Source organism: Nocardia sp. NPDC047654 (assembly GCF_043205035.1).
Taxonomy (GTDB): Bacteria; Actinomycetota; Actinomycetes; order Mycobacteriales; family Mycobacteriaceae; genus Nocardia.
On the sequence record NZ_JBIDDF010000007.1, the window covers coordinates 73,259 to 94,723 of the forward strand.

Annotated in this window: 24 protein-coding genes and 1 pseudogene; 7 read left to right on the top strand and 18 right to left on the bottom strand. The window is 67.2% G+C overall.

Annotated features, from left to right (window positions below; genetic code table 11):
• Window positions 1–46: 46 nt before the first annotated feature.
• From ACGF7Y_RS20110 to ACGF7Y_RS20120, 3 genes are all read right to left on the bottom strand, one after another.
• Window positions 47–289, bottom strand: coding sequence for a hypothetical protein (locus ACGF7Y_RS20110; protein ID WP_062973520.1), 243 nt, complete (start codon window positions 287–289; stop codon window positions 47–49).
• Between the two features lie 42 nt (window positions 290–331).
• A complete protein-coding gene (locus ACGF7Y_RS20115; RefSeq protein ID WP_393235854.1) occupies window positions 332–658 on the bottom strand; it encodes a plasmid stabilization protein in 327 nt (108 codons plus the stop codon).
• A gap of 142 nt (window positions 659–800) precedes the next feature.
• Entirely contained in the window at window positions 801–1,997 is a 1,197-nt protein-coding gene (locus ACGF7Y_RS20120; RefSeq protein WP_393235856.1) for a lipase family protein, read from the bottom strand.
• A 400-nt stretch (window positions 1,998–2,397) separates the two neighbouring features.
• Here ACGF7Y_RS20120 and ACGF7Y_RS20125 point away from each other — a divergent pair, with 400 nt between their 5' ends.
• Window positions 2,398–2,814, top strand: coding sequence for a hypothetical protein (locus tag ACGF7Y_RS20125; RefSeq protein WP_393235858.1), 417 nt, complete (start codon window positions 2,398–2,400; stop codon window positions 2,812–2,814).
• A 265-nt stretch (window positions 2,815–3,079) separates the two neighbouring features.
• Here ACGF7Y_RS20125 and ACGF7Y_RS20130 read toward each other — a convergent pair whose 3' ends face one another.
• Entirely contained in the window at window positions 3,080–3,478 is a 399-nt protein-coding gene (locus ACGF7Y_RS20130) for an NUDIX domain-containing protein (RefSeq protein ID WP_040866298.1), read from the bottom strand.
• Window positions 3,479–3,540: 62 nt separating this feature from the next.
• The gene (locus ACGF7Y_RS20135) at window positions 3,541–4,176 is read right to left on the bottom strand and encodes a helix-turn-helix domain-containing protein (RefSeq protein ID WP_393235860.1); all 636 of its coding nucleotides are present in this window, start codon (window positions 4,174–4,176) and stop codon (window positions 3,541–3,543) included.
• Window positions 4,177–4,397: 221 nt separating this feature from the next.
• Here ACGF7Y_RS20135 and ACGF7Y_RS20140 point away from each other — a divergent pair, with 221 nt between their 5' ends.
• A complete protein-coding gene (locus ACGF7Y_RS20140) occupies window positions 4,398–5,390 on the top strand; it encodes an NAD-dependent epimerase/dehydratase family protein (RefSeq protein WP_393235862.1) in 993 nt (330 codons plus the stop codon).
• Between the two features lie 15 nt (window positions 5,391–5,405).
• Here the strand turns inward: ACGF7Y_RS20140 and ACGF7Y_RS20145 are convergent, their stop codons facing one another.
• The 4 genes from ACGF7Y_RS20145 to ACGF7Y_RS20160 all read right to left on the bottom strand — a co-directional run bounded on the left by ACGF7Y_RS20145 (window position 5,406) and on the right by ACGF7Y_RS20160 (window position 9,140).
• Window positions 5,406–6,176, bottom strand: coding sequence for a glucose 1-dehydrogenase (locus ACGF7Y_RS20145; protein WP_393235864.1), 771 nt, complete (start codon window positions 6,174–6,176; stop codon window positions 5,406–5,408).
• Between the two features lie 75 nt (window positions 6,177–6,251).
• Window positions 6,252–7,100, bottom strand: a complete 849-nt coding sequence (locus tag ACGF7Y_RS20150) for a helix-turn-helix transcriptional regulator (RefSeq protein ID WP_393236173.1) — start codon at window positions 7,098–7,100, stop codon at window positions 6,252–6,254.
• 269 nt (window positions 7,101–7,369) lie between these two features.
• On the bottom strand, window positions 7,370–7,855 hold the full coding sequence (locus ACGF7Y_RS20155) for an LOG family protein (protein WP_393235866.1): 486 nt from the start codon (window positions 7,853–7,855) through the stop codon (window positions 7,370–7,372).
• A 1-nt stretch (window position 7,856) separates the two neighbouring features.
• Window positions 7,857–9,140: a hypothetical protein gene (locus ACGF7Y_RS20160; protein ID WP_393235868.1), complete on the bottom strand. Its 1,284-nt coding sequence runs from the start codon at window positions 9,138–9,140 to the stop codon at window positions 7,857–7,859.
• 714 nt (window positions 9,141–9,854) lie between these two features.
• Between ACGF7Y_RS20160 and ACGF7Y_RS20165 the strand changes: the two genes are divergently transcribed.
• From ACGF7Y_RS20165 to ACGF7Y_RS20180, 4 genes are all read left to right on the top strand, one after another.
• Window positions 9,855–10,184, top strand: coding sequence for a hypothetical protein (locus tag ACGF7Y_RS20165; RefSeq protein ID WP_393235870.1), 330 nt, complete (start codon window positions 9,855–9,857; stop codon window positions 10,182–10,184).
• The gene (locus tag ACGF7Y_RS20170) at window positions 10,181–10,495 is read left to right on the top strand and encodes a hypothetical protein (protein ID WP_393235872.1); all 315 of its coding nucleotides are present in this window, start codon (window positions 10,181–10,183) and stop codon (window positions 10,493–10,495) included. The genes ACGF7Y_RS20165 and ACGF7Y_RS20170 overlap by 4 nt, the downstream gene beginning before the upstream one ends.
• A 597-nt stretch (window positions 10,496–11,092) precedes the next feature.
• Window positions 11,093–11,572 carry a hypothetical protein gene (locus ACGF7Y_RS20175; protein WP_393235874.1) on the top strand — a complete coding sequence of 160 codons (480 nt, stop codon included), beginning with the start codon at window positions 11,093–11,095 and terminating at the stop codon, window positions 11,570–11,572.
• 32 nt (window positions 11,573–11,604) lie between these two features.
• Window positions 11,605–12,684: a cell envelope integrity protein TolA gene (locus tag ACGF7Y_RS20180; protein WP_393235876.1), complete on the top strand. Its 1,080-nt coding sequence runs from the start codon at window positions 11,605–11,607 to the stop codon at window positions 12,682–12,684.
• 188 nt (window positions 12,685–12,872) lie between these two features.
• Here ACGF7Y_RS20180 and ACGF7Y_RS20185 read toward each other — a convergent pair whose 3' ends face one another.
• The 9 genes and pseudogenes from ACGF7Y_RS20185 to ACGF7Y_RS20225 form a co-directional block, all read right to left on the bottom strand.
• On the bottom strand, window positions 12,873–14,105 hold the full coding sequence (locus ACGF7Y_RS20185) for a hypothetical protein (protein WP_393235878.1): 1,233 nt from the start codon (window positions 14,103–14,105) through the stop codon (window positions 12,873–12,875).
• 341 nt (window positions 14,106–14,446) lie between these two features.
• Window positions 14,447–14,608, bottom strand: a pseudogene (locus tag ACGF7Y_RS20190) (transcriptional regulator); the annotation flags it as partial.
• Between the two features lie 27 nt (window positions 14,609–14,635).
• A complete protein-coding gene (locus tag ACGF7Y_RS20195) occupies window positions 14,636–15,871 on the bottom strand; it encodes a cytochrome P450 (protein WP_393235879.1) in 1,236 nt (411 codons plus the stop codon).
• The gene (locus tag ACGF7Y_RS20200; RefSeq protein WP_391468267.1) at window positions 15,868–17,139 is read right to left on the bottom strand and encodes a cytochrome P450; all 1,272 of its coding nucleotides are present in this window, start codon (window positions 17,137–17,139) and stop codon (window positions 15,868–15,870) included. The genes ACGF7Y_RS20195 and ACGF7Y_RS20200 overlap by 4 nt, the downstream gene beginning before the upstream one ends.
• The gene (locus tag ACGF7Y_RS20205) at window positions 17,136–17,780 is read right to left on the bottom strand and encodes an ATP/GTP-binding protein (RefSeq protein WP_393235881.1); all 645 of its coding nucleotides are present in this window, start codon (window positions 17,778–17,780) and stop codon (window positions 17,136–17,138) included. The genes ACGF7Y_RS20200 and ACGF7Y_RS20205 overlap by 4 nt, the downstream gene beginning before the upstream one ends.
• Window positions 17,761–18,126, bottom strand: a complete 366-nt coding sequence (locus ACGF7Y_RS20210) for a DUF742 domain-containing protein (protein ID WP_393235883.1) — start codon at window positions 18,124–18,126, stop codon at window positions 17,761–17,763. Before ACGF7Y_RS20210 ends, ACGF7Y_RS20205 begins: the two co-directional genes overlap by 20 nt.
• Complete coding sequence (locus ACGF7Y_RS20215; protein WP_040866307.1) at window positions 18,123–18,539, bottom strand: roadblock/LC7 domain-containing protein; 417 nt, start codon at window positions 18,537–18,539, stop codon at window positions 18,123–18,125. The genes ACGF7Y_RS20210 and ACGF7Y_RS20215 overlap by 4 nt, the downstream gene beginning before the upstream one ends.
• Window positions 18,536–19,828 carry a sensor histidine kinase gene (locus ACGF7Y_RS20220; RefSeq protein WP_393235886.1) on the bottom strand — a complete coding sequence of 431 codons (1,293 nt, stop codon included), beginning with the start codon at window positions 19,826–19,828 and terminating at the stop codon, window positions 18,536–18,538. Before ACGF7Y_RS20220 ends, ACGF7Y_RS20215 begins: the two co-directional genes overlap by 4 nt.
• A gap of 599 nt (window positions 19,829–20,427) precedes the next feature.
• On the bottom strand, window positions 20,428–20,892 hold the full coding sequence (locus ACGF7Y_RS20225; protein WP_393235888.1) for a hypothetical protein: 465 nt from the start codon (window positions 20,890–20,892) through the stop codon (window positions 20,428–20,430).
• A 116-nt stretch (window positions 20,893–21,008) separates the two neighbouring features.
• On the opposite strand from ACGF7Y_RS20225, the gene ACGF7Y_RS20230 reads away from it, so the two are divergent.
• Entirely contained in the window at window positions 21,009–21,428 is a 420-nt protein-coding gene (locus ACGF7Y_RS20230; protein ID WP_393235890.1) for a TIGR03668 family PPOX class F420-dependent oxidoreductase, read from the top strand.
• The last annotated feature ends 37 nt before the right edge of the window (window positions 21,429–21,465 follow it).

The window sequence follows — 21,465 nt, forward strand, 5'->3', positions numbered from 1 at the left end:
GAGGACGGCCGCGCGGCCGTCCTCCCCGCCTGTCGTCGGGAAAAGCTCAGATATCGGATTTGGCGAGGCGCTGGGACAGCAGCTCTTTACCCATCCGACCGCCTTTACGGCTGTCGGCCTGCGCCTTTCGGAAGAATTCCACCAGCTCGCTGTCTCCGTCGCGTTCCGCGTCCCGGATGAACGTATCCAGACGCAGAGCATTCTCCAGGGACGCTTCGACGAACCAGATCAGGTTGTAGTCCTTGTCCCTGGTGCCGGTAACGGTGCCCGTTTCCTGCTGCTCGGCCATCTCCACTCCTCTCGCTTCTTCGGCGTCGAGCGGCGCGCCTGCTCAGTCCCGTCCGAGCGCGTGCGCCAGCTCCTTCTTCGTCATCTTCGAGCGGCCTTCGACATTGCGTTTCTTGGCCTCGTTGTACAGCTGGTCGCGCGTCGGCCCTTGTGCGCCGCTGTGCGAACGCTGTCCGCCGCGCTGTTGCGGCGACTTGTCGTTGGTCGACGTCTTGCTCGCGGTCTTGGACTGCCCGGACTGGGCGCGGTTCTTGTTGACCGTGCGAGCGGCGATCTCCTTCGCGCGACCGGTGCTCGCGCCGCGGGTTTTCGCGGAGTCCTTGATGTGCTCGTATTGGCGTTCCTGCTTGTCCGACCAAGCTTTCGGCATGTGATCACCTCCTGTGATGGCGGTTTACCCCGCAGATCGCCGCGCAATCCGGCTCGGGTCTGCCGCTTGCTGCCTCCGCTCCCCGAGCGCTCGACGTCTGCCGTGGTCGTAGCGACGGGCAGTCGTCGAGCGGCTCGATTCGTCAGCAGTTGGAGGGCGCGGGCTCTCCGCGAACCCGGCCTTCGAGCCATGCCGCCACCGCGGGAGCGCCCACGGCCGCCGCGGACAGATGGTCGATCGCGGGCACGTGCACCATCTGAACCGGTACCCCGGCCCCGCACCACCGTCGGGCGGTGCTGTCGATGGCACCGATCGGAATCAGCGGGTCGGTCGGCGAATGCCATTCGAAGATCGGAGTTTCCGGCGCGCTGCCGTAGAGCTCGACGCTGTTCTCCTCCACCACCGACCAGGCCTCGGGCATGTTGAAGACCGAGGTGCTGTCGGTCATCTCGCGCGCGCTGCCGCCGGCGCCGATGGCAAGGATTTCGTTGGTGCAGCTGTTGGCCATGGCGTCACGGAGCGCGCGGCCGCGCCCGTTGAGATTCGAGCTGATCACCACGCGATCCGGGTACTCCCGCTCCAGGCCGATCGCCGCCGCCATGGCCAGACCGAAGGCAGGGTGCGGATTCAAACCCAGCCCCTCCGCCATCGCCACCAGGTTCATCGGAGCGCCGCCGAAGGCCGCGCCCGCCAGCCGCACGTCAGGTGCGTAGGACGGTTGGAGCGCGGCCGCCCAGGCCGTGGCGAGACCGCCGCCGGAGTAGCCGGCCAGCGCCACTGGGCTCTGCTGAACGGCGAGTTCGGGCAGTTGTCTCGCCGCCCGGATGCCGTCCAGCGTGATCTGGCCGCCCAAACGTCCGGCCCCGAGTGCGAACTGCGGTCCGAGATGGTCCGGCAGCGCCAGGCTCCAGCCCTGTTGGACCAACACGTTCAGCATCGGCGTCGCCATCGTCAAATTGAAATCGTTCTCGTAGAGCAGGTGCGATACCGCGCAGCCGGTACCGAGCGAATTGATGAAGTGCTGATACGACAACAGCGGCATGCCGGGCCGCTGGAAGGCGGGGGTGACGATCGTGGTGGTGGCCGCGATCGGCACGCCGTGCGAATTGGTGGAGCGGAACTCGACCAGCCGGACGGCGGCGCCCGGGAAGGACGCCAGCGGCGGCAAGGGCCGCACCGCGAGCACGTCACCTGGTCGGTGCGCCGCCAGATCGGCTGGGGCGGCGTAGAACGGGTCCGGATCGGGCAGCGGATATATCGGCTCCGCGGTTGCCGTCGTCGACAGCAGCAGGGTGAGTGCCATGCCGCCGACCGCACCGAGGGCACGGACCGAACCCATGCGCCCGCTGCCCAGGATACGAAGAAATGGACGAGTCACGACCGTTGACCTCCAAGGGTAGTTCGCCGCATTCGTCGATCAGCCGGCTGGGTTGATGTACCGCCAGCAAATTACCAGCGACACGAGGGGGTGAAACCGGAATCGGTCAGAAAGGCCGTTTTACGGGCGGTAGAACTTCGAATTCTTCCGATCGAACGCGGGTATCGTGATGACCAGCAATCAGTTGGCCATCCTTGTTCGTCGCGTCGATTCGAAGGCGCCGGCGACATCCGCTCGACTGCGGCGCGCCCTGCGTGCGGTCGAGCGGCCCGGCAAGCCCGGGGGTTGCGACGAGGGGCGAGCACGGCTTGGCTGGATCACATACACAGTGATGAGGTGCAGGACGAAGGAAGGAGCGGTCATGTCCAAGACAGCAACCGAGAAGGTCCGCGCATCCGGCTCCGAGGCGCGGGAGACGGCACCGCCGGTGCCCGGCACCGAGACCGGATCGAAGGCCGAATCGAAGACCGGGTCGCGCCCCGCGACCACCGCGCGCGCCAGGTTGCGCGTGCCGGTTCCCACGGTCGGCATGCGGATGGCCCGCATTCCGCTTCCGCCCGGGCCGCGCACCGTCGCGACCGGAGTTTCGTCGGCGACCACGGCGGTGCGCAATCGGGTACCGGATCGGGAGTCGTTGCTCTATTTCGGCGGGCTCGGGGCGGCGGCCGTCACCGGGCTGGTGTCGTGGCCGGTCGCCGGGGCGATCGGCGTCGGCGTCTGGGTGGCCGAGCATGCTCGTCGTGCTCCGGAGACCGTGCGGAGTGGGAGCGAAGGGTGATCTGACGTCGGCATCGCTCGCCGCGGCTCCCTGGCTTCGACGTGCCGCCCGAGTGCGGCGGTTCGCGCGATCCGGCCACCGGGTTGCGTAACCCGGTGCACGTCACGTCGTCGTTTGGCCGATTTCGATGGCCGAATCCGGTTCCGCCACAAGCCGCCCCGCTCTGCGTGACGAACGGAGCCGTCCGGCGCCACGGGCGTAAGAATGTCGTTCACCACGAGCACCCGCGCTGCAAGGACGGTGCCCCGGACGGAGTTCGCGAGGACTACCAGTCGACCACGCCGAGCTCGTGGAGCTTGCGGAAGACCAGCATCGAACCGGGTGCCACGTGGTCCATCGCGGCGTACTCGCTCACGGTGAAGTAGCGCAGTTCAGCGATCTCGCTGGTCGGGCGCGGGTCGCCGTCGAGTTCCGCGGTGAAGCAGGTCATGTGCAGGCGGGTGCCGGGGGAGTGGCCGTACGCCTCGGCGTGGAACACCCCGAGTTCGTCGCAGGAGACGACGCCGACACCGAGTTCCTCGCGCACTTCGCGGTGCAGTGCCGCCTCGGGCGTTTCGCCGGGGTCGATCTTGCCACCGGCCATGTAGAAGACGTCTTTGCCTGCCGAGCGCGCCTGCAGCAGGCGGCGATCCCGGATATGGGCCAGCGCGGACGTGCGAATCACCGGCCCACTGTACTGAGCGGCCCGGACGGGACGCCAACCGGATTTCGCGCGGATCGGCCGGCTCAGCGCTCGAGGACGGCGCGGTGCAGCAGTTCGCCGATGCGCCGGTGGATCAGCGCGGTGTCGTCCCCGTCGGCGACGAACTCCAGGAACAGCGCCGCACCCGCCGCCAGTGCGATGACTGCCCTGGCGTCGAGTTCGGCCTGCCCGCGGGGTTCGGTGGCACCCGGCCGGGCAGTCCCGCCACGGCGTCCGGTCGTGTCACCCGCGGCGAAGAGCGCGGCCGCCGGTGTGCTGAACCCGGCCCACAGCCGGTGGCGCAAGTGCGGGTCGTGATCGAGCGCGGTCAACAGCCCCGGTACGGCGGCGCGAACATCGGCGCGCGCGAACAGTTCCCGGCTGCCGCGCAGCACCCACTCGATCCACCCGTACTGGTCGGTGCCCTCGAACGGGCCCAGGTCGGGTGTCTCACCCAGAACGGCGTGCAGCACCAACTCCGCCTTCGATTGCCAGCGGCGACCGATGGAAGCCCGGCCGACTCCGGCGCGTGCCGCCACCGCCCGGACGCTCAACTCGTCCCATCCGACTTCGGCCAACATCTCCCGGACGGTCGCCAGCACGCGCTGCTCGACCGACTCGTCCCGAGGCCGGCCGACGCTCCGGGGCCCCGACCGCGGGTCCTGTGCCGTTTCGCCCATGCCGCTTCCCGCCTTCTATTACGATGCCACTGGCATCGAATTTATGCCGATGCTTCGGGCAATTGTCGCGGCGCGCCGAAGGCGCCCCGTGGCCGACCCGGACAGGTGAGCTCAGGGTGACGAAGGAATGTGATGGGCGGACGAAACGGTCGACCGCGGACGGCGGGGCGGGGAACGGAAACGCGGGAGCGGTCGACCGGAAACGACAAGGGGTAGCCGGGATGCGAATCGCGGTCACCGGCGGCACCGGCTACCTGGGTGCGCATACCGTTTCCGCACTGCTGCGCGCGGGGCACAGCGTCGTCCTGCTGGTCCATCCGAGCGAATCGGTCCCGGCGGCGGTCGGCATGTTCGATGCCGGGCCCGAAGCGCTGTCGGTGCTGCCGGGCGACATCCGGGATCCGAAGGTGGTCGAGGCGTTGCTCGACGGATGCGACGCCGTCCTGCACGCGGCGGGCGTGGTTGGCACCGACAACCGGCGCGAGCAGTTGATGTGGGAGGTCAACGCCGACGCGACGGCCACCGTGCTGGCCCGCGCGACAGCGCTCGGACTGGATCCGATCGTGCACGTCGCCAGCTACAGCGCCCTTTTCCCCAGCCCCGATCCGGTCATCACGCCCGACAGCCCGACCGCGCGCGGCCGCAGCGCCTACGGCCGCACCAAGTCGGCCGCCGATCGGATCGCCCGGGCGTTGCAGGCCGCGGGTGCGCCGATCGTCATCACCTACCCCTCCAGCGTCGTCGGCCCCGGCCTCGGCGCGCAGGCCGGGATCACCTCCGACGGCTGGGGCGCGATTCTGCGGGCCCGGATCGCACCGCGGATTCGCGGCGGGATGCAGATGATCGACGTCCGGGACGTGGCCGCCGTGCACGCCGCCGTCATGCGTCCCGGTCTCGGACCGCGGCGCTATCTGTGCGGCGGTCACCTGGTGGCGTTCGACGAGATCGTGGACATCCTGGAAAGCGCTGCCGGACAGCGGATCCGGCGGGTCCCGGTGCCGAAGGCCGCGCTGCTGGGACTCGGGCGGCTCACCGACGCAGCCGCCCGCTTCCTGCCGATCAGCGCCGGGCTCGGTTACGAGGCCGCGTGGTTGCTGACCACCGCCACGCCGACCGACGATTCCCGGACCCTGGCCGAGCTCGATCTGCGATGGCGGCCCATCCGGGACGCCATCGTCGAATCCGTACGGCGCGAGAACGGTTCGCGCACATGAGGGACCGCGAGCCGGTCAGATCAGCTCGCGGGATACGGCGGCGACCAGACCGCCGTCGATGATCAGATCCTGGCCGTTGACGTAGGACGCCTCGGCGGACGCGAGGAATGCCACGGCGTCGGCCACGTCGTCGGCGGTACCCAACCGGCGGCTCGCCACTTCGGCCAGCACGGCGGTGTGCGCGTCGGGGCTGACGTTGTCGTGGAACATCGGAGTCTCGATGTACCCGGGGCTCACGGAATTGACCCGGATCCCTCTGGGTCCCAGCTCCGCCGCGAGGGTACGGGCCAGGTTGTGCACGGCCGCCTTGGTCGCCGCGTACAGCGAGGCGCCGGGCAGGCCGCGATGCAGCGTCCACGACGCGTTGATGACGACCGCGGCGTGCGCGGACAGCAACGGCAGGGCTTTCTGGATGGTGAAGAACACGCCTTTGAAGTTCGTGTCCACGACGCGGTCGAACTCGTCTTCGGTGATCTCGGCGTTCGGCTGGAAGGACGCGACCCCCGCGTTGGCGAACACGACATCGAGGCGGCCGTGCCGGTCGCGGATGGCGGCGGTGAGCGCGTCGAGGTCGGCCAGACGCGCCGCGTCGGCTCGGATCGCGAGCACGCGGTCGCCGCCGTGCAATGCGTCGGCCGCGGCGTCCAGCCGGGTCCGGTCCCGTCCGGTGATGACCACCCGCGCGCCTTCGGCGAGCAGCCGTCGTGCGGTCGCCAACCCCATGCCGCTCGAGCCGCCGGTGATGAGGGCGACCTTGCCGTCGAATCGGGAGATGTTGTGCGTCATGGGAATCAGCGTGCCGAAGCGTCCCGGAACCGAACAGTGTCCAGTTGACCTAGGTGTGGCACCACCAGGTTGCGGTCACACCGGGGCGAGTCGGCTGCGCATCAGCCCGTCGACCCGCTGCGCGGTCTCGGTGCCGGGTTGCGGGTTGTAGAGCACCAGGAACCAGTCCGGATGGTCGGCCACCGCGAGGGTGGTCGTGTCGAACAGCAAGTCACCGGCTTCGGGATGGCGCACCGCCTTCACGGCTTGGACGGCGGCGTCCACGTCGTGGCGGGCCCACAGCCGCGCGAACTCGGGACTCGCGGCGGTGAGTTCGCCGACCACCCTGCTGAACTCGGGATCGCCGGGGGCGTGCGCGGCGTCGGCGCGGAAGGCGGCCACGACCGCGGGCGCGATCGCGGTCCACGCCACGTGCATGGCTCGGTACCTGGCGTTGGTGAAAAAGCTGATCAGGCAGTTGTGGTCGGCGTCGCTGAAGCCGAAGACAGTTCGTGCCGCGTCGTTGACCGCGAGCAGATTCCAGTAGCGGTCACGCAGCACCGCCGGGCGCGATCCCCACGCGTCGAGCAACCGGAGCAGCTCGGGGGTGACCTCGGTGTCGCGGGCCCGGCCGGGTGGCGGCGGGTTGAGACCGGCGAGCAGATACAGGTGTGAACGTTCCGGCCCGGAAAGGCGCAGTGCCGCGCCGACCGCGTCGAGGACCTCCGCCGACACGGTGATATCGCGCCCCTGCTCCAGCCACGTGTACCAGGACACGCCGACACCGGCGAGCATCGCGACCTCCTCCCGGCGCAGGCCGGGTGTCCGCCGCCGGCCCACCGCCGCCAGGCCGACGTCGTGCGGGGTGAGCCGTGCTCTGCGGGTGCGGAGGAAGTCACGGAGCTGGGCGCGCCGGTGCGGCGCCGCCGAGGTTTCGCCGGTCATAGGCACGGCAACAACCGGCGGAACGGATCAGTTCCCGAGGTACACCGGGAATGCTTCGAGGTCGTTCTGGGTGAGCACGGGGAGGTTGCGGATCTCTTCGACCGGCACGGCGAAGCGCAGGCCGGGGAAGCGGGCGAACAAGGCGGGTAGCGCGATCCCGGCTTCCAGGCGGGCAAGGGCCGCGCCGGGGCAGATGTGCGGACCGTATCCGAAGTCGCCCAGGCCGACAGCGCACCCCTCGCGAGCCGGAGTTTGTTGTTGCAGTGCGCCTATCGCCGCTGAGCAGCGGACAGCGCAGCTTCAACGGCTGCCTGTGGGCTTGACGTCACCACGGCGGACTCGATGGGTTTGCCGTCGCTGTCGAGGATTTGCCAGCCACCTATCGAGACGATTGGAACGTTGCCGCGCCTGTTCGCCAGCGCCAGTTCGGAAAGGGTGCCCCACGAGCCGCCGACGACGATCACAGCATCAGCGGACCAGACGAGGATGGCGTTGCGCGCCTCACCCATGTTCGTGTAGAGGACTGCGGACAGACCTTCACATATATGGTCGGGATCAGTGTCGGGCCGCACACCGATCACCAGACCGCCAGCGGAGGACGCTCCTTCGGCTACTGCGGCCATCACGCCAGCTCCGCCGCCACACAGGACGGTTGCGCCCGCCTCCGCGAGAAGCCTGCCGATCTCCCATGCGTTCGTCGCATCTGCGGCGGCGGCATGTCGGGGACCGCATACCGCAACCTGTGTCGGGGGCATCTCACTCCTTGCTCGCCTGTTGTGCTGTGTTGCTCGTGAACAGGCTAATCCGGCTCGGGAGCTCCCGCGCGACCCGCGTTGTGGCAGAGATTGTGCGCAGTTCGTCGGCGGCCTTCACGACCCGCTCGACGATCGGGATGGTCCGCAGCTCCACCGGCAGCTCGAGAACTGTGCCGATACGGCCAGTCGCGGCATCCAAGTCACCGAGGCCGAGGTGTGCTCTGGCCGCGTCGAGTTCGGCCGCTGCGACGAATTCCGGTGGGCTGGTGTCGTCGAAGACTTCGAGCGCAGCTTCGGCGTGTTCGAGGGCGAGCCTGCTGTGGTGATGGCCGCCGAGAGCGAGATGGACCTCTGCGGCGTAGTACCGAGCCTTGCCGGGGTCGAACCACATCACGCCCGGCGCGTCGGTGGCAGCTGTCTGTACCCGAGTAATGGCGTCCATAGCAATGTTCAGAGCCTCCAAAGCCGCTCGCTCGTCGAGCAGAGCGGCTCGTGCACGTGCGAGCTGGCTGGCAAGGCGAAGCCGGGTGGATGGGTCGGTCATGTCGCCGAGCCCGTTTTCCGCGTACTGTGCGGCGCGGCGGTGGTCACCGGCCCAGTACGCGACGTTGGCTTGAACCCATCGGACGTAGGCGCGCAGATATTGATCTTCGGCGAAGTCGGCTGCGACCCAGGCGGTTCGGGCATGGGTATCTGCGTCGTAGGGGCGGCCGAGGTCGGCGCAGGCGTGCGCGAGCAGCGCACAGACCTGTCCGGCGATCAAATACAGGTCGCGGATGTAGCGGGGCCGTTGACGGGCCTCGAGCAACTCGAATACCTCGCGCCGCATCTGAGTCAGTCCCGGAATCAGCTCCAAGGGGGGCTTGGTCAGGTAGTCGGCGGCGAAGTGGCGGACGTCGACATGTAGCTGTTCAAGGACATTCTCGTCGACCCCACCAGCGCCGCGTTTGACCCAGCGTGCAGAGTCTTCCGTGGACATCTCTATCTCCTGATTCACCTGATCGAGCGTGGACAAAGCCGCTTGTGGTAGGCCCCCTCTGACGTCGGGAGGCGATACGAGGACCTCAAAAGCCAGTTTCCACACTCGTTGTGCCACACGCCGCGCGGCTGGGCGTGCATCTGGTACGTCTCCAGCCATCCAGCGACGCAACTGACGCTCGGACAGCGTCGCGTTCTCCTGGCTCTGCTTGGCCAGTTCGTTGAAGGCTGTGCACCATTCGGCATTGCTCCGGTCGCCAGCGCGGACCAGCGCTTCTAGCACGGTGCGGGGGGCTGCACTTTCCATCGCCGTTTCACCTCACGCTCTGCATCGAATCCACGGTATCCCTCCGATTCAGGGCGGTCGGTCTACGAAGCACGAAGTCCGGGAAAAGTCCGGGAAAAGTCCGGGTGCCGACATTGTTACGACCGGGGCTGTCACGTGAGGCTGATCACGGCACGCGCCGCCGGGTTGATCCGGTGTCCTCATCGCTCCCCGGCGGCGGGTGCACACCAGTACATCGAGCAGGGGAGGCGTTAGTGATTTCATCTGGACAGCTTGGGCATACACCGTTGTCTGCGTGTCATTTCTACCGGCAGGTATGCGATCTGCCCGCTGAGGTCCAGCCGCCGCATCTGGGGCGGATCACGATGCGGGCGGGGCGGGTGTGCGGGGTGATGATGCCCGCGTTTGTCGGCTCGAAAGTCAAAACGTGGATGCACCGGCACGGCCAGCAGGCCGGGCCGGTACTGACACACCCTCGCTCGCAGCACTGGACCTTTCTCACTGGCCCGGACCTGCCGGAGGACATTCGGTTGTACGCGGAGATGTCACGCTTCGGTGTGTCCATCCTGCGTTCTGGACAGATCGCGCTGCCCGGTCCCGGACAGCGCCCCGGATTGTTCCGGGCGTGGGTGCAACCACCCCGCGACCCCTACCGGCCACCGGGACGGCTCGTCATCGAAGCCATCCGGGGATGCGCCGCCAAGCACGCACGGCAGCGAGGGGCGGTGAGGGCGTATGCCTGACACCGCAACCGCCGCAGTGCCCTATGGGTGCGGTCCGGCGTGTGGGCCGTGGATCACTGTCGAACAATGCGGCCTGTTCACCTTCGACCAGCAGACCGGGGAGGTGCTGTCGGTCAAGTGCCCGTCGATGAACTGCTTCGGGCAGATGGTGAAGGTCGTTCTCGGTCGCATGGCCGACCACGACTCCCCGATGGACATCGCACTCGGAGGCCAGAAATGCCCGTGGATCGGTATCCGCGTCGTGTTCGACTCCACCCGATACCCCGACCTCGCCACCCGCCCCGCCTCGCCTCCGACCCAGCCGCCGCAGGCCGGTCGGTGACCGGGGACCAGGACGCCGAACGCTCCGCCGCCGAACTCGACGTCCTCGTCGACGTGATTGGCACCCTCATGACCGCCACCGCGGATGCGGTGCGGGACGGGATGAGCGCCACCACTCGTGTTCGTGTGATGGCGATGGTGATCTACGAACTGATCAGCAGCGCCCGCACCGCCGCCGGACCCCACACCGGCCGCTTGTACGCCGGGCCACTGCTCGATCCGATTATCGACAACATCCCTGCCGCCGAGGACATCACCTTTCTGGACCTGTTGATACCCGCAATCATCGGCCAGCACCTCAACAACACCTGAAGCACCCAGACCGCCCCGGCAACGATGCGCGACCCCTGGTCCCCCCTTTGCACCACAGGGGAAGCAGCCACGTGCCGGGGCACCCAAAAGGGGGAGGGCTGCGCGGATGGGTCTCCACATCGGTGTGCCCAACCGAACCCGCCCGCCAGCCTTCCCCCGACCTACTAGATCCATTGAGCAACAACGTTATTCACTCGGCTAGCCCCATCTCCGGAAGGTCCGGCTATGCACACTCCCGAAACGCCCCACCCGCCAGCAGCGCACACCGTGTTGCTGTCGCAGTGCACCGCAGCGGTATTCCGCGCCAGCACCCTCACTCTCATGTCGGTGACCTGCCCAGCACCGGAGTGCCGGGTGACGGTGCCGGTAACCGCAGGCGGCATGATCGGCTCTCATCTCGGCCTACACGGAGAATGCCCAGCCGTCGGACTCCGGGTGATCGATGACCGCGTATCCCCGAGACCGGTCGAACCAGGGTGGCATCCGGCGGGCGACACTCCATCACCCTCCGCCGTTTGCCCGGCTACGAGGGCGGAGGCGAAACTGTAGCCCGGAAACTCGATCCCAGACAGTCAGCAAGAGGGGAAGGCCCGGCCAGTGGACCACGAACAATTCGGTTTCGATATAGAGTTCGATGACAAAACCCAAGCATTCCTCGATTGGGTAGCGCCAGAACGCATGGAATCAGGGGTACGTGAATTTCTCGCGACCACGGCTCCGGATATAGCGGACGATGCGGCCTGGTGGAAGCCGCCGCTTTCGACCCGGATCATGGAAGCGGCGAAACAGTTGTTCGGTGAGCCCGGACTGACTGCCACTCCAAACCGCGAACTTGCGGACGGGTTTATCCGATTCCTGGGCGAATGCTATGTGCGACGTGGCGGCCTGCAATGGACGAACCGCCCCGAGTGGGGTCCACCCCTGTACACCGATTTCGGCCCGGCTGTGCAGGGCGACGATACCCGCAGCATGGTGGCGATAGCACAAGATCTAGCCGACAGTGACGGCCCAAGACTGATCGAATACAACATCGCCGAAGCTGTGCGCGAAACACGGAAATCGCGCACTACGCCCTGACTCGCTCAATGTAAACGGGGGTGGGCGCAGCCGTGCCCGACGAATACGATGCCGTCCGTAGAAGATTGACCAATTACGAAAAAGGGCTGTACTTCGAACTCGGCAGGGCGCACGAACTAGGGGAAACACCAGACAAGGGATGGACCCGCCAGTTCAGGGTCGAAACTGATCGAGGCGCGCGAATCTTGGATTCAGCCCGCACCCAAGGGAAGGGCGTCCAAGGTGTCGAACGCAAATCAGGTCGAATCAACGAGGCAGATGCTCGCCTCCAGCTACGAAAAGATCGGGATGGACTCAATTCCGGCCTGATTACTCGCTCCCGGTGGGAAACGGTGGCCGGTGAGAAGATTCCGGATAAAGTCCGCGAAGACCTGCGAGACATGGCCCGTGATTTCGGTGACAAATTCCAGCACGTGATCATTTCTCGCGCTGATGCACTACGCGCAATGCAACTCGGCCGGTCGCTGGTATCTCAGCAATTGGAGCTGATCCGGCCATACGAGTTGAACCGAGCCGACCGAGCGCGGGAACGTTTAGCGAAGCTGCGTGAGATAGTGCGGGCGCAGGAGCGCGCCGAGAAACTCCGGAAGATGCAACAGTTCCGAGAAGCTGCTGCGCGTGGCCGGGCGGATGCCACGCAGCAGGTCGAACGCGACCGGCAGGCCCGCGAGCAAGCCGAGCGAGCCAGGCAAGCAGGCCGAACGCCGGAAACCGAGCAGGCGCGGGTGGAACGGCAGGCAGCCGAACGGGTGGCACAGGAATTCCCACCACCCAGCCAGTACCCGCAACGGGAAGCCGCCGACGCTGGAGAACAAGCGGCCCGAGAAGCGGCCGACACCGCCAGAGCGGAACGGGAAGCAGCCGAGGCACGCACGGCAGCGAATGAACGTGAAGCCGCTGCCTTGCAGGCCCTGAACGCGGCGCGCAACGCGGCGTTCAGGGAGTTGGACGCGAAAGGGCGTCTGTCGGAGGTGGAAAGAGTTCTCTGGTTGGGGCAGGCGCAGCATCCACTAGCAGCGGTGAGACAGCCGCCTGGTTCTGCGCCGAGCGTTGAGCGTGGCGGCACCGGACACGGACAGGACCGCGCACGCGGGCTATCCCGCGAACAATAGCCATCCGCGCTCGCTCGGCTCACCTTGTGGTCGCCCCCTGGCGCAGTGCGTAACCGAGATGTCACCCCCAGCGCGTGGCACAGCCTCGACACCCGATGTGCCGGGGCTGGAGCGTAGGCGCAAGATGAGGTTCACCCCTGGTGGTGGACACCGAGTTAGCAGGATCGATGGTTGATGTCTATTCCTGCCTAGAATCGACGCTTTTTCAATCGGCGATCAGCCTCGTATACAAAGTACAATTGGCTCTCTTTGATATCATCACGTGACTTCACAGCTGCGCTAAGAGCCTTCACAAACGGGTACGCGCCTGCCGCCAAACCGGGAACCAGCGCTGCCAGCCCCGCAAAAATACTTCCTCCCGCTATAGTCACAGCGGCACCGGCAGCCGCAGCCATTGAATCCTTAGATGATGAAAACTCGTCCAGTATATGTCGTCGAAACTTCCCTTTCCTGGCCTGATGATGTAACTCGGACAATGCTGGATTAATCGCACTGTGCCAGTGTTTGTCGATAACTGCTTCGATCGTTTCGGGAGCTTCAACTGACACCTGAGATAATTCATCAGCAAGAGACAAGACGGCCTGTCTGAAATGAGGAAGGTACTCGATCAGACCCTGTCTAACATCCAGCACCTCAGACATTGGAGAATTTCTCAAGCTCGGGAGCATTGCAAGGTGTGACATCGCGACTTTCGCGGCCGATACTCGATCGCTGATCCGATAAATAATTTCAGATTGATCCGGTGCATTCGGAATAATGCGACGAGAACCAGGCTCAAACATGATCGCGCTACCAGCTTCGGAAGCCTTTTGCACGCGTTTCAGTGCGTGTTCTGCCAGTCGGTCATAATATTCCTGCGGGCCTTCCAAGTGCATCATAGCCAGATCAGGTACTCCGTCAAACCAGCCTTCAACCTTAAGAAGTCCTGACCTTTCCGCCTCTTCGGTCTCACTGGAAGTCAGAAGCGCTATCCGCTCAAGACTTTTCTCTTCGGCCTTGGTGCCGAACTGCTCGAATTGCGCGCCGAATTTTTTCTCAAACTCAACGATGTCATCCAATATTTCATGGTCCGGCTCACTAATTCTATCCAATAGCCTCTGCGCCTCTGAGGCGGTCGGAATATCGCCCGCGGCGAGGCCGAAGAATTGCATCTCAGCCGAACTGGGGGCAAGGCACATTTTTAGGAACGAAACATAGCGCGGCACTAGAAGATGTCTAGAGAATACGAGATTGCTTTGAGCCAAACTGATATATTCTATGCGAGCGCTAACCAAGGAAACCGTGTCGGAGAATAGAAGTGCTGGCTTAAGCAGGTCGACATCATACTGCGTGAATGCTCTCAGGTCTGCACGCCAAACGTCCTCACCGGGGTTCAACGCAACTCCCGGATCGCTAATTATAGTGAGATCGAACGTTCCCATTTCATCGACCTTTGCCTGTGTTAAATGTGTTGCGCTTTGCCTGGCTATGTGCACGGCGAAATTTGAGGCTGCCATCCTTTCTGGGGTTGCAGCAATGTCCGTACTCGGTGTCATATAATATAGCCGCCGTAACCAGCAAACGGCGCTTTCCCGCTCCCGTGACTCACAGTCGTGCTGCCGCGATCCTTCGGGGCTTGCCACGTGTCTACTTCGATCAAGCGGACACACGCAACACCGCCGACGATAGACCTGGAATCGACCCCAACGACTCGTTTGAAACGGGTGACCGATCGACCGGCCTTGCGACTCCTTCTGTTAGGGAGCGTTAACCGAGATGTGTCCCCGGCGAGCATCGCGACCTCCTCCCGGCGCAGACCGGGTGTCCGCCGCCGGCCCACCGCCGCCAGGCCGACGTCGTGCGGGGTGAGCCGTGCTCTGCGGGTGCGGAGGAAGTCACGGAGCTGGGCGCGCCGGTGCGGCGCCGCCGAAGTTTCGCCGGTCATAGGCACGGCAACAACCGGCGGAACGGATCAGTTCCCGAGATACACCGGGAATGCTTCGAGGTCGTTCTGGGTGAGCACGGGGAGGTTGCGGATCTCTTCGACCGGCACGGCGAAGCGCAGGCCGGGGAAGCGGGCGAACAAAGCGGGTAGCGCGATCCCGGCTTCCAGGCGGGCAAGGGCCGCGCCGGGGCAGATGTGCGGGCCGTATCCGAAAGCCAAATGGCGGTTGGCGGTCGCGCGGGAGGCGTCGAACTCGTCGGCGTCCGGGCCGTGCACGGCGAAATCCCGGCCGATCGCACGGTAGGACATGACCACGCCCTCGCCCTTCTCGATGACGGTGTCGCCGACGGCGATGTCCTCGGTGGCGAAACGCATCAGCAGGTGCGTTACCGGGCTGTCCCAGCGCAGGGTCTCCTCCACCGCGGCCTCCCAGGTGAGGTCACCGGCGCGGATGGCGCTCAATTGGTCCGGCCGCCCCAGCAGGGCGCGCACGGCGTTGAGGATGAGTCCGATGGTGGTCTCGTGCCCGGCGGCCACCAGTGCCTTCAGGTTGCCCACCACCTCTTCCTCGGTGAGCGGCTCGGTGCCGTCGCCGCCGACGATGAAAGCGCTGGTCAGGTCGTCGGCCGGGACGGCGGTCCTCTTGCGCACGAGGTCGGTGAAATAGAGGTCCAGCTCGTCGATCACCCGCAGTCGCTCCTCCTGCGGGGTCAGCAGGGAGAAGAACGCTTTGTACCGGTCGAGCAGCATCGGATGGTCGGCACGGTCCACGCCCATCAGCTCGCTGATGACCCGCATGGGCAGCGGATAGGCGAACACCGTCTTGAGGTCGGCCACCGCGCCCTCGCGACCGGCCTCGGCGAGATCGTCGAGCAGCTCGGCGGTCATCCGCTCGATCGTCGGCCGCAGCGCGTCGAGCCTGCGCTTGGTCAGCGCCTGGGTGGTCTTGATCCGCAGCCTGCGGTGCTCGGCGCCGTCGACGGTGAACATGGAGCGGCCCGCGTCGATCATGCCGATCAGCGGCCACTGCCTGGTCACCGCGCCGGACTGCCACAGCGACCACGCGTTGATGTCCTTGACCAGCCGGGTGTCGACGAGCAGCTGCCTGGCGAGCGTGTGCTGGGTGACGGTCCAGGCGGGCACGCCGAGCAGTTCGATCCGGGCGAGCGGGCCTCCGGCGCGTAGCCGGCGGGTCTCCGTGCCCAGGTCGCCGACCATCGGATCGATGACAAGGGTGGCTGCGTGCGGGCATTCGGTGCTCACGGGGTACCTCCGACGGCGCGAACGGGTGTGAAGCGGACTGGCAGGGATGTCATGCCGCGCAGGAAGGCCGACGGTCGCCGGACCAGATTCCGGGCGGGTACCGCCAGATCGAGGTCGGGCAGCCGGTCGAGCAGGACCTCGATGCCGGTGCGCGCGATGACCTCGGCGATCTCCTGCGCGGGGAAGGGGCAGCGGTATTCGCCGTAGCTGAACGCGAAATGCGCGCTGTTGCCGGTGTGCGCGGGCTCGGCGCCGTCGGAGACGTGCTGGCGCACATGCGGATCGGCATTGGCCGCGGCCAGGCCGAGCAACAGCATGTCCCCGGCGCGGATCACCTTGTCGCCCAGGCGCGTGTCGCGGGCGGCCCAGCGTCCGGCGAGGATCTGGGTCGGCGTGTCCTCCCACAGGACTTCGTTCATCGCCTGGCCAACGCTGTGGCGCCCGCCGCCGAGGGCGGCGGCGAACCGGTCGTCGGTGAGCATCAGCCGCACCGAGTTCCCGATCCAGTCGGCTGTGGGCAGATACCCCGCGGCGGTGATCGCCATCAGGTCGAGGACGTATTCCTGGTCGGTGAACGGACCGGGATGCGCGAGCATCCAGGACACCAGATCGGCGCCCCGCGCGGCCTTCTTGCTCGCCAGCAGGCGCTGCATGTGCTCGGCGAACTGCTGATGCGCGGCCTGCGCATCGGACCCGCCGTCCGCGAGGGTCTTCATCGTCCACGCCACCTGCGGTCCGTCCTCGTCCGGAAAACCGAGGATCCGCGCGAGCGCCAGCACCGGCAGCGGCTCGGCGAAATCGGCGACCAGTTCCGCTTCACCCCGGCCGCAGAACGCGTCGATCAAGCGGTCGGCCAAATCCTCACAGGCGCGGCGCAATCCGAAGGTGTCGACCGCCTCCAGCGCCGGCTCCACCATCGCCACGTGCCTGCGGTGCTCCGCGCCCGCGGTGAAATAGATCGATGGCATCGGCTGCCCGACCATCGGCAGCAGCGGCCAGTCCGGCGGGATGTTCGGCCACTGGTTCCATCGGCCGACATCGCGCGGGAACAGTTCGGGATCGCTGGTCACCTGGTGCACTTCCCGGTAGCCGATGACCAGCCACGCGGGGACGCCGCCGGGCAACTCGACGGCGACCACCGGACCGTGCTCGCGGCGCATCTCGTGATAGAGCTGGTGCGGATCGGTATGGAAACGCGGGCCGCTCAACGTCACCGGGGCGGCGTGAACGGGGCAGCTGTCGGTGGAACTCGGCGCGGGCGTGGTCATGACGCGGCCTCCGGAGTCGGGAGCAGGGGGCGCCGGGCCGCCGGGGGCGGGGCGAGGGAGTAGAGGTGCTCGACGAGGGTGATGAGGACGCCCTTGCCGGACTCGCGGGAGCGGGCGTCGCAGTCGATCACCGGCACGTGCGGATCCAGGTCGAGCGCGTCGCGCACCTCGTCGGGGCGGTGGCCGCCGCCGAAGTCGTTGCAGGCGACGACGAACGGTGTCTTCTGGTGTTCCAGCCGGTCGACGGCGTACCAGGAGTCGGCGATCCGGTGCGGGTCGACCAGCACGATCGCGCCGAGCGCCCCGGTGAACAGCCGGTCCCAGAGGAACCGGAACCGCTCCTGCCCCGGTGCGCCGAAGAGGTACAGCACGTGTTCGTGGTCGATGGTGATCCGGCCGAAGTCGAAGGCGACGGTCGTCGTCGACTTGCCCGGCGCGCCACTGGGATCGTCGATGCCCAGCCCCTCGTCGGTCATCATCGCCTCGGTGTCCAGCGGCCGGATCTCGCTGACCGCCCGGACCATCGTCGTCTTGCCCACGCCGAAACCTCCGACGATGACGATCTTCAGTCCCCGCGTGGTCGCACGATGCAGGGGCGCGTCCGCGCGGGCCGGGCGCGGGTCAGAGTTTGCGAAGTCCAACGAGCACCTTCTCCAGCGTCGTGGTGTCGGGCAGGGAGTGCCAGGGCGAGCCGGGCGGACCGGCCAGCGGCGGACGCACGGTGATCTTGCCCGCGTGCAGCAGGTCCGAGAGCAGGATGGTGGCGATGCCGACCGGAATCCGCAGCTCCGCGGCGATTTCCACGACGGCGGTCGGGGTGCGGCACAGATCGAGGATCGCCACGTGCTCGGACTGCATGCCCGCGGTCGGCGCGCATTCGCTGACCACCAGGGTGACCAGATCGAAGGTGTCGGAGTCCGGCATGCTGCGGCCACCGGTCAGCGTGTAGAGCCGATCGGGGTCGTCGTCGCGGCCTGGCCTGGTCACGACACGCCCGCTCCCGGGAAGCGCGGCGCGGCCGCCAAATACTCACCCAGCTGCTCCACCAGTTCGCGCATGTTGTGGCCGACCAGTCCCGCGTCCGCGTCCTCGGCGGCGACGACCGCGATGTGCGCGCCCAGCCCGGCTTCGACGATGAACAGGATGCCGCCGTAGAACTCCGTCATCGACTGGCGCACCCCGGCCCGGCCGTCGCCGAACTCCACCGACGCGCCGTGCGAGAGGCTCTGGATGCCCGCCGCGATGGCGGCGAGCTGGTCGGCCCCGTCCACGGTGAGTTCGGGCGTGTGGCAGATCTTCAACCCGTCGCTGGACAGCAGCAGGGCATGCCTGGTGCGCGGGGTGCGGGTGAGCAGCTGTTCCAACAACCAGCTCAGCCGAGCGGTCTCGGAGGTCGTCATAGTTCGTTCTCCACGGAGCCGGAAGGGGCGGGGGTAGGGGTGGCGGCACGGCCGGTCGCGGGCCCGCTCACCGCGCGCTGGAACGCGCCGAGCGAGTCGGGGCGTGCCGCAGGGGGAGTCGGCGCGGCGGGCTCCGGTGCGGCGAGCCCGCCGGGATGGACAGCGGCCAGCGTGCTGCCTCGGCGGCGCTTGGGCAGCGCGGGGCTCGCGCCGGCCGGAGCGTTCTCGGCGGTGGACGGCCGCGCCGAGGCGGATCGCACAGGCGCGGGATCGGCGTTCGTGTGCTCCGGCGGCGCGGTGTTGCGGGTGCGTGCGACGGGCAGCGTGCCGGTGACGGTGGACGCCTGCGGCCGCTCGGCGCGGGTGGTGAGATCCCGCGGGATGACCACGACCACGGCGGTGCCGCCGATGGCGGAGGGCCGGTAGGAGACGGTGAGCCCGTGCTTGCGCGCGAGGTTGCCCACCACGGCGAGGCCGAGCCGGGTCCCGGTCAGCGACGACAGGTCGACTCCGGCGCCGCGTGCGTCCGGACCGGTGGCCGCCACCGCCGCCTCGGCGCGGCGCAGCGCCGACTCGCTCATGACCAATCCGCTGTCCTCGATGGTGATGATGACGCCCGCCGGGACCTCGGCGGCGTAGACGTGCACCTCGGTGGTGGGCGGGGAGAAGTTGCAGGCGTTGTCGAGCAGCTCCGCCAGCGCGTGCATGACGCCTTCCGCGGCGTGGCCGGAGATCGCGATGTCGGCGACGGCGCGCAGCCGCACCCGTTGATAACCCGCGACGCGCCCCATCGCGCCGCGCAGAATCGATTCCATGGCAATCGGTTTGGCCCATCGGCGGCCGGATCGCGCGCCGCTGAGCACGGCGATGCTGTCGGCCAGCCTGCCCGCCTGGGCGGTGTGGTGATCCAGTTGCAGCAGATCGGCGAGCACGGTGGGATCGCCGTGCCGGTGCTCCATCTCGCGCAGCTCCGCGAGCATGCTGGTGGTCATCGCCTGCATGCGGCCCGCCGCGCCCGCGAACGCCGCCATGGCCGCGGCGCGGCGGTTCTCGCTGCTCTCGGCTCTGGCTTCGGATGCGGCGAGCGCCTCGGTCGCGGCGGTGACCTCGGCTTGCGCGCCCGAGGCGGCGAGCGCGCGCCCGTCGCGGGCGCGGCGGGCATCCCGTCGGGCGTGCCGGGCTTCCCCGCGGAAGTGGACCGCCGCCGTCACGGCGGCGCACAGGGCGACGGCCGCGGCGGTGGCGCCCGCGGCGAGTGAGATCCGGAATTCGACGGGTGCGTAGTACACCGCCGCCGCGACGACGGCCGCGGTCGCGATAACGCAGGCCGATAATGTCGCGTACGGCGGTTTCGGTCGGCGAACAGGGTCTTCGCCGGACTCATTCGCCGCCGCATTCAACAACTCTGACAAGTTCAGTACTTCCGCACTCGCGCTCACCGCCGGGAAATGGCATCGTTGCCCCCTTCTGCGTGCCCCATCCCCCAAATACGCAGACCGACAAGCATTTTCGAAACTTCGCGGCCCGAGCATAGCGGGAGGGGCGGTGCGGCGCCACTCGGATGGATTCCGGGAGGCACGCGGTAAGAGCGTGAATTCGCGCTGCCGTGCCGATGCTCGGATTGCGCTGGCGACGGCCGAAAAGCGCGCTGCGGCAGTGCGGTCAGTGCGGAATTGCCGAATTCTCGTTTGCCTGGAATTCACCGACGGCGGTCTGCGCTCCTGCGGGCAGCCGTAATACCGACGTGATATCGGAAATCAGATCATCGGCGCGCTCGGCGGCCGCATCGGCGAGTGGCGTACGGCGCGAGTGCGCCGAGGAAACTGCGGTGTGGCCGGCCCGCCGGGCTTGCCGAGCCGGGGGCCGAAACCGAGCCGCTGTCGTTCGATCAGAGTTGTGCGGTTTGCTCGCACGGAGGCAGGCCGTCGGCCTCGCGCAGTACTTCGGCGACGGACTCCAGGTACAGCAGCGTGCGCAGCGACACGCCGTTCACGGCCAGCCCGAGGCGGCGCAGAGCCGAATTGTCCAGGTGCGCGATCACTTCGGCGTCGTCGTCCCGATCGGGCCCGGGGTCGAAGACGAAGTAGTTGGGGTCGAGCCCGAACACATGGGCCAGTCCCGCGCGAGCCTGCTCGGGCAGCGTGGTGAGCTGTCCGCGCCGGACGCTCGCGAGGTAACCTGGCTCCAGGTCGTACCCGGCTGCGGTCACCCACATCTCGACCGTGTCGTCGGCGAGCGGGCGTCCGTGCGCGCGCTCCCACATCTCGAACGCTAGGTTCAGCCGGGCAGTGATATCGATGTCCACGACCGCCTCCACCTTCTGGGGACATTTGCCTCTTGACGGGTCAAACATTCACTCGACCGTAGCGTGGGAGCAGTCGATCGCCGTGATTTCACGGCAAATGTCCGGTTGCATAGGGGAGGGAACAGACTCGATCCCCGATTTACGGGGACTACGGCCTCGAGGAGATGGGTGTGCGACTGAGTTCCGAGGAGGCGCGCAAACGATTCGCGACCAGTCCGGTCGCGCGGTTGGCGACCATTTCGGCGCAGGCGCGCCCGCATTTGGTGCCCATCGTGTTCGTCGTGGCGGGCGAGGTGATCTACACCAGTGTGGACGCGAAGCCGAAGACGACCACCGCGCTGCGCAGGCTGGCGAATATCGCGGTGCACCCGGCGGTCACCGTGCTCGTCGACCGCTACGGTGACGACTGGACCCAGCTGTGGTGGGCCCGCGCCGACGGAGACGCCCGCGTCGCGGAGGGCGCCGAGGCGGAAGCGGCGATCCGCTTATTGACCGCGCGCTATCACCAGTACGAACGACAGCCGCCCCCGGGGCCGGTGATCGCCATCGATGTGGCGCGCTGGTCGGGATGGTCCGCGCGCTGAGTGGGCCGCGCCCGTTCGGGTAAAGTCCGATTCACCG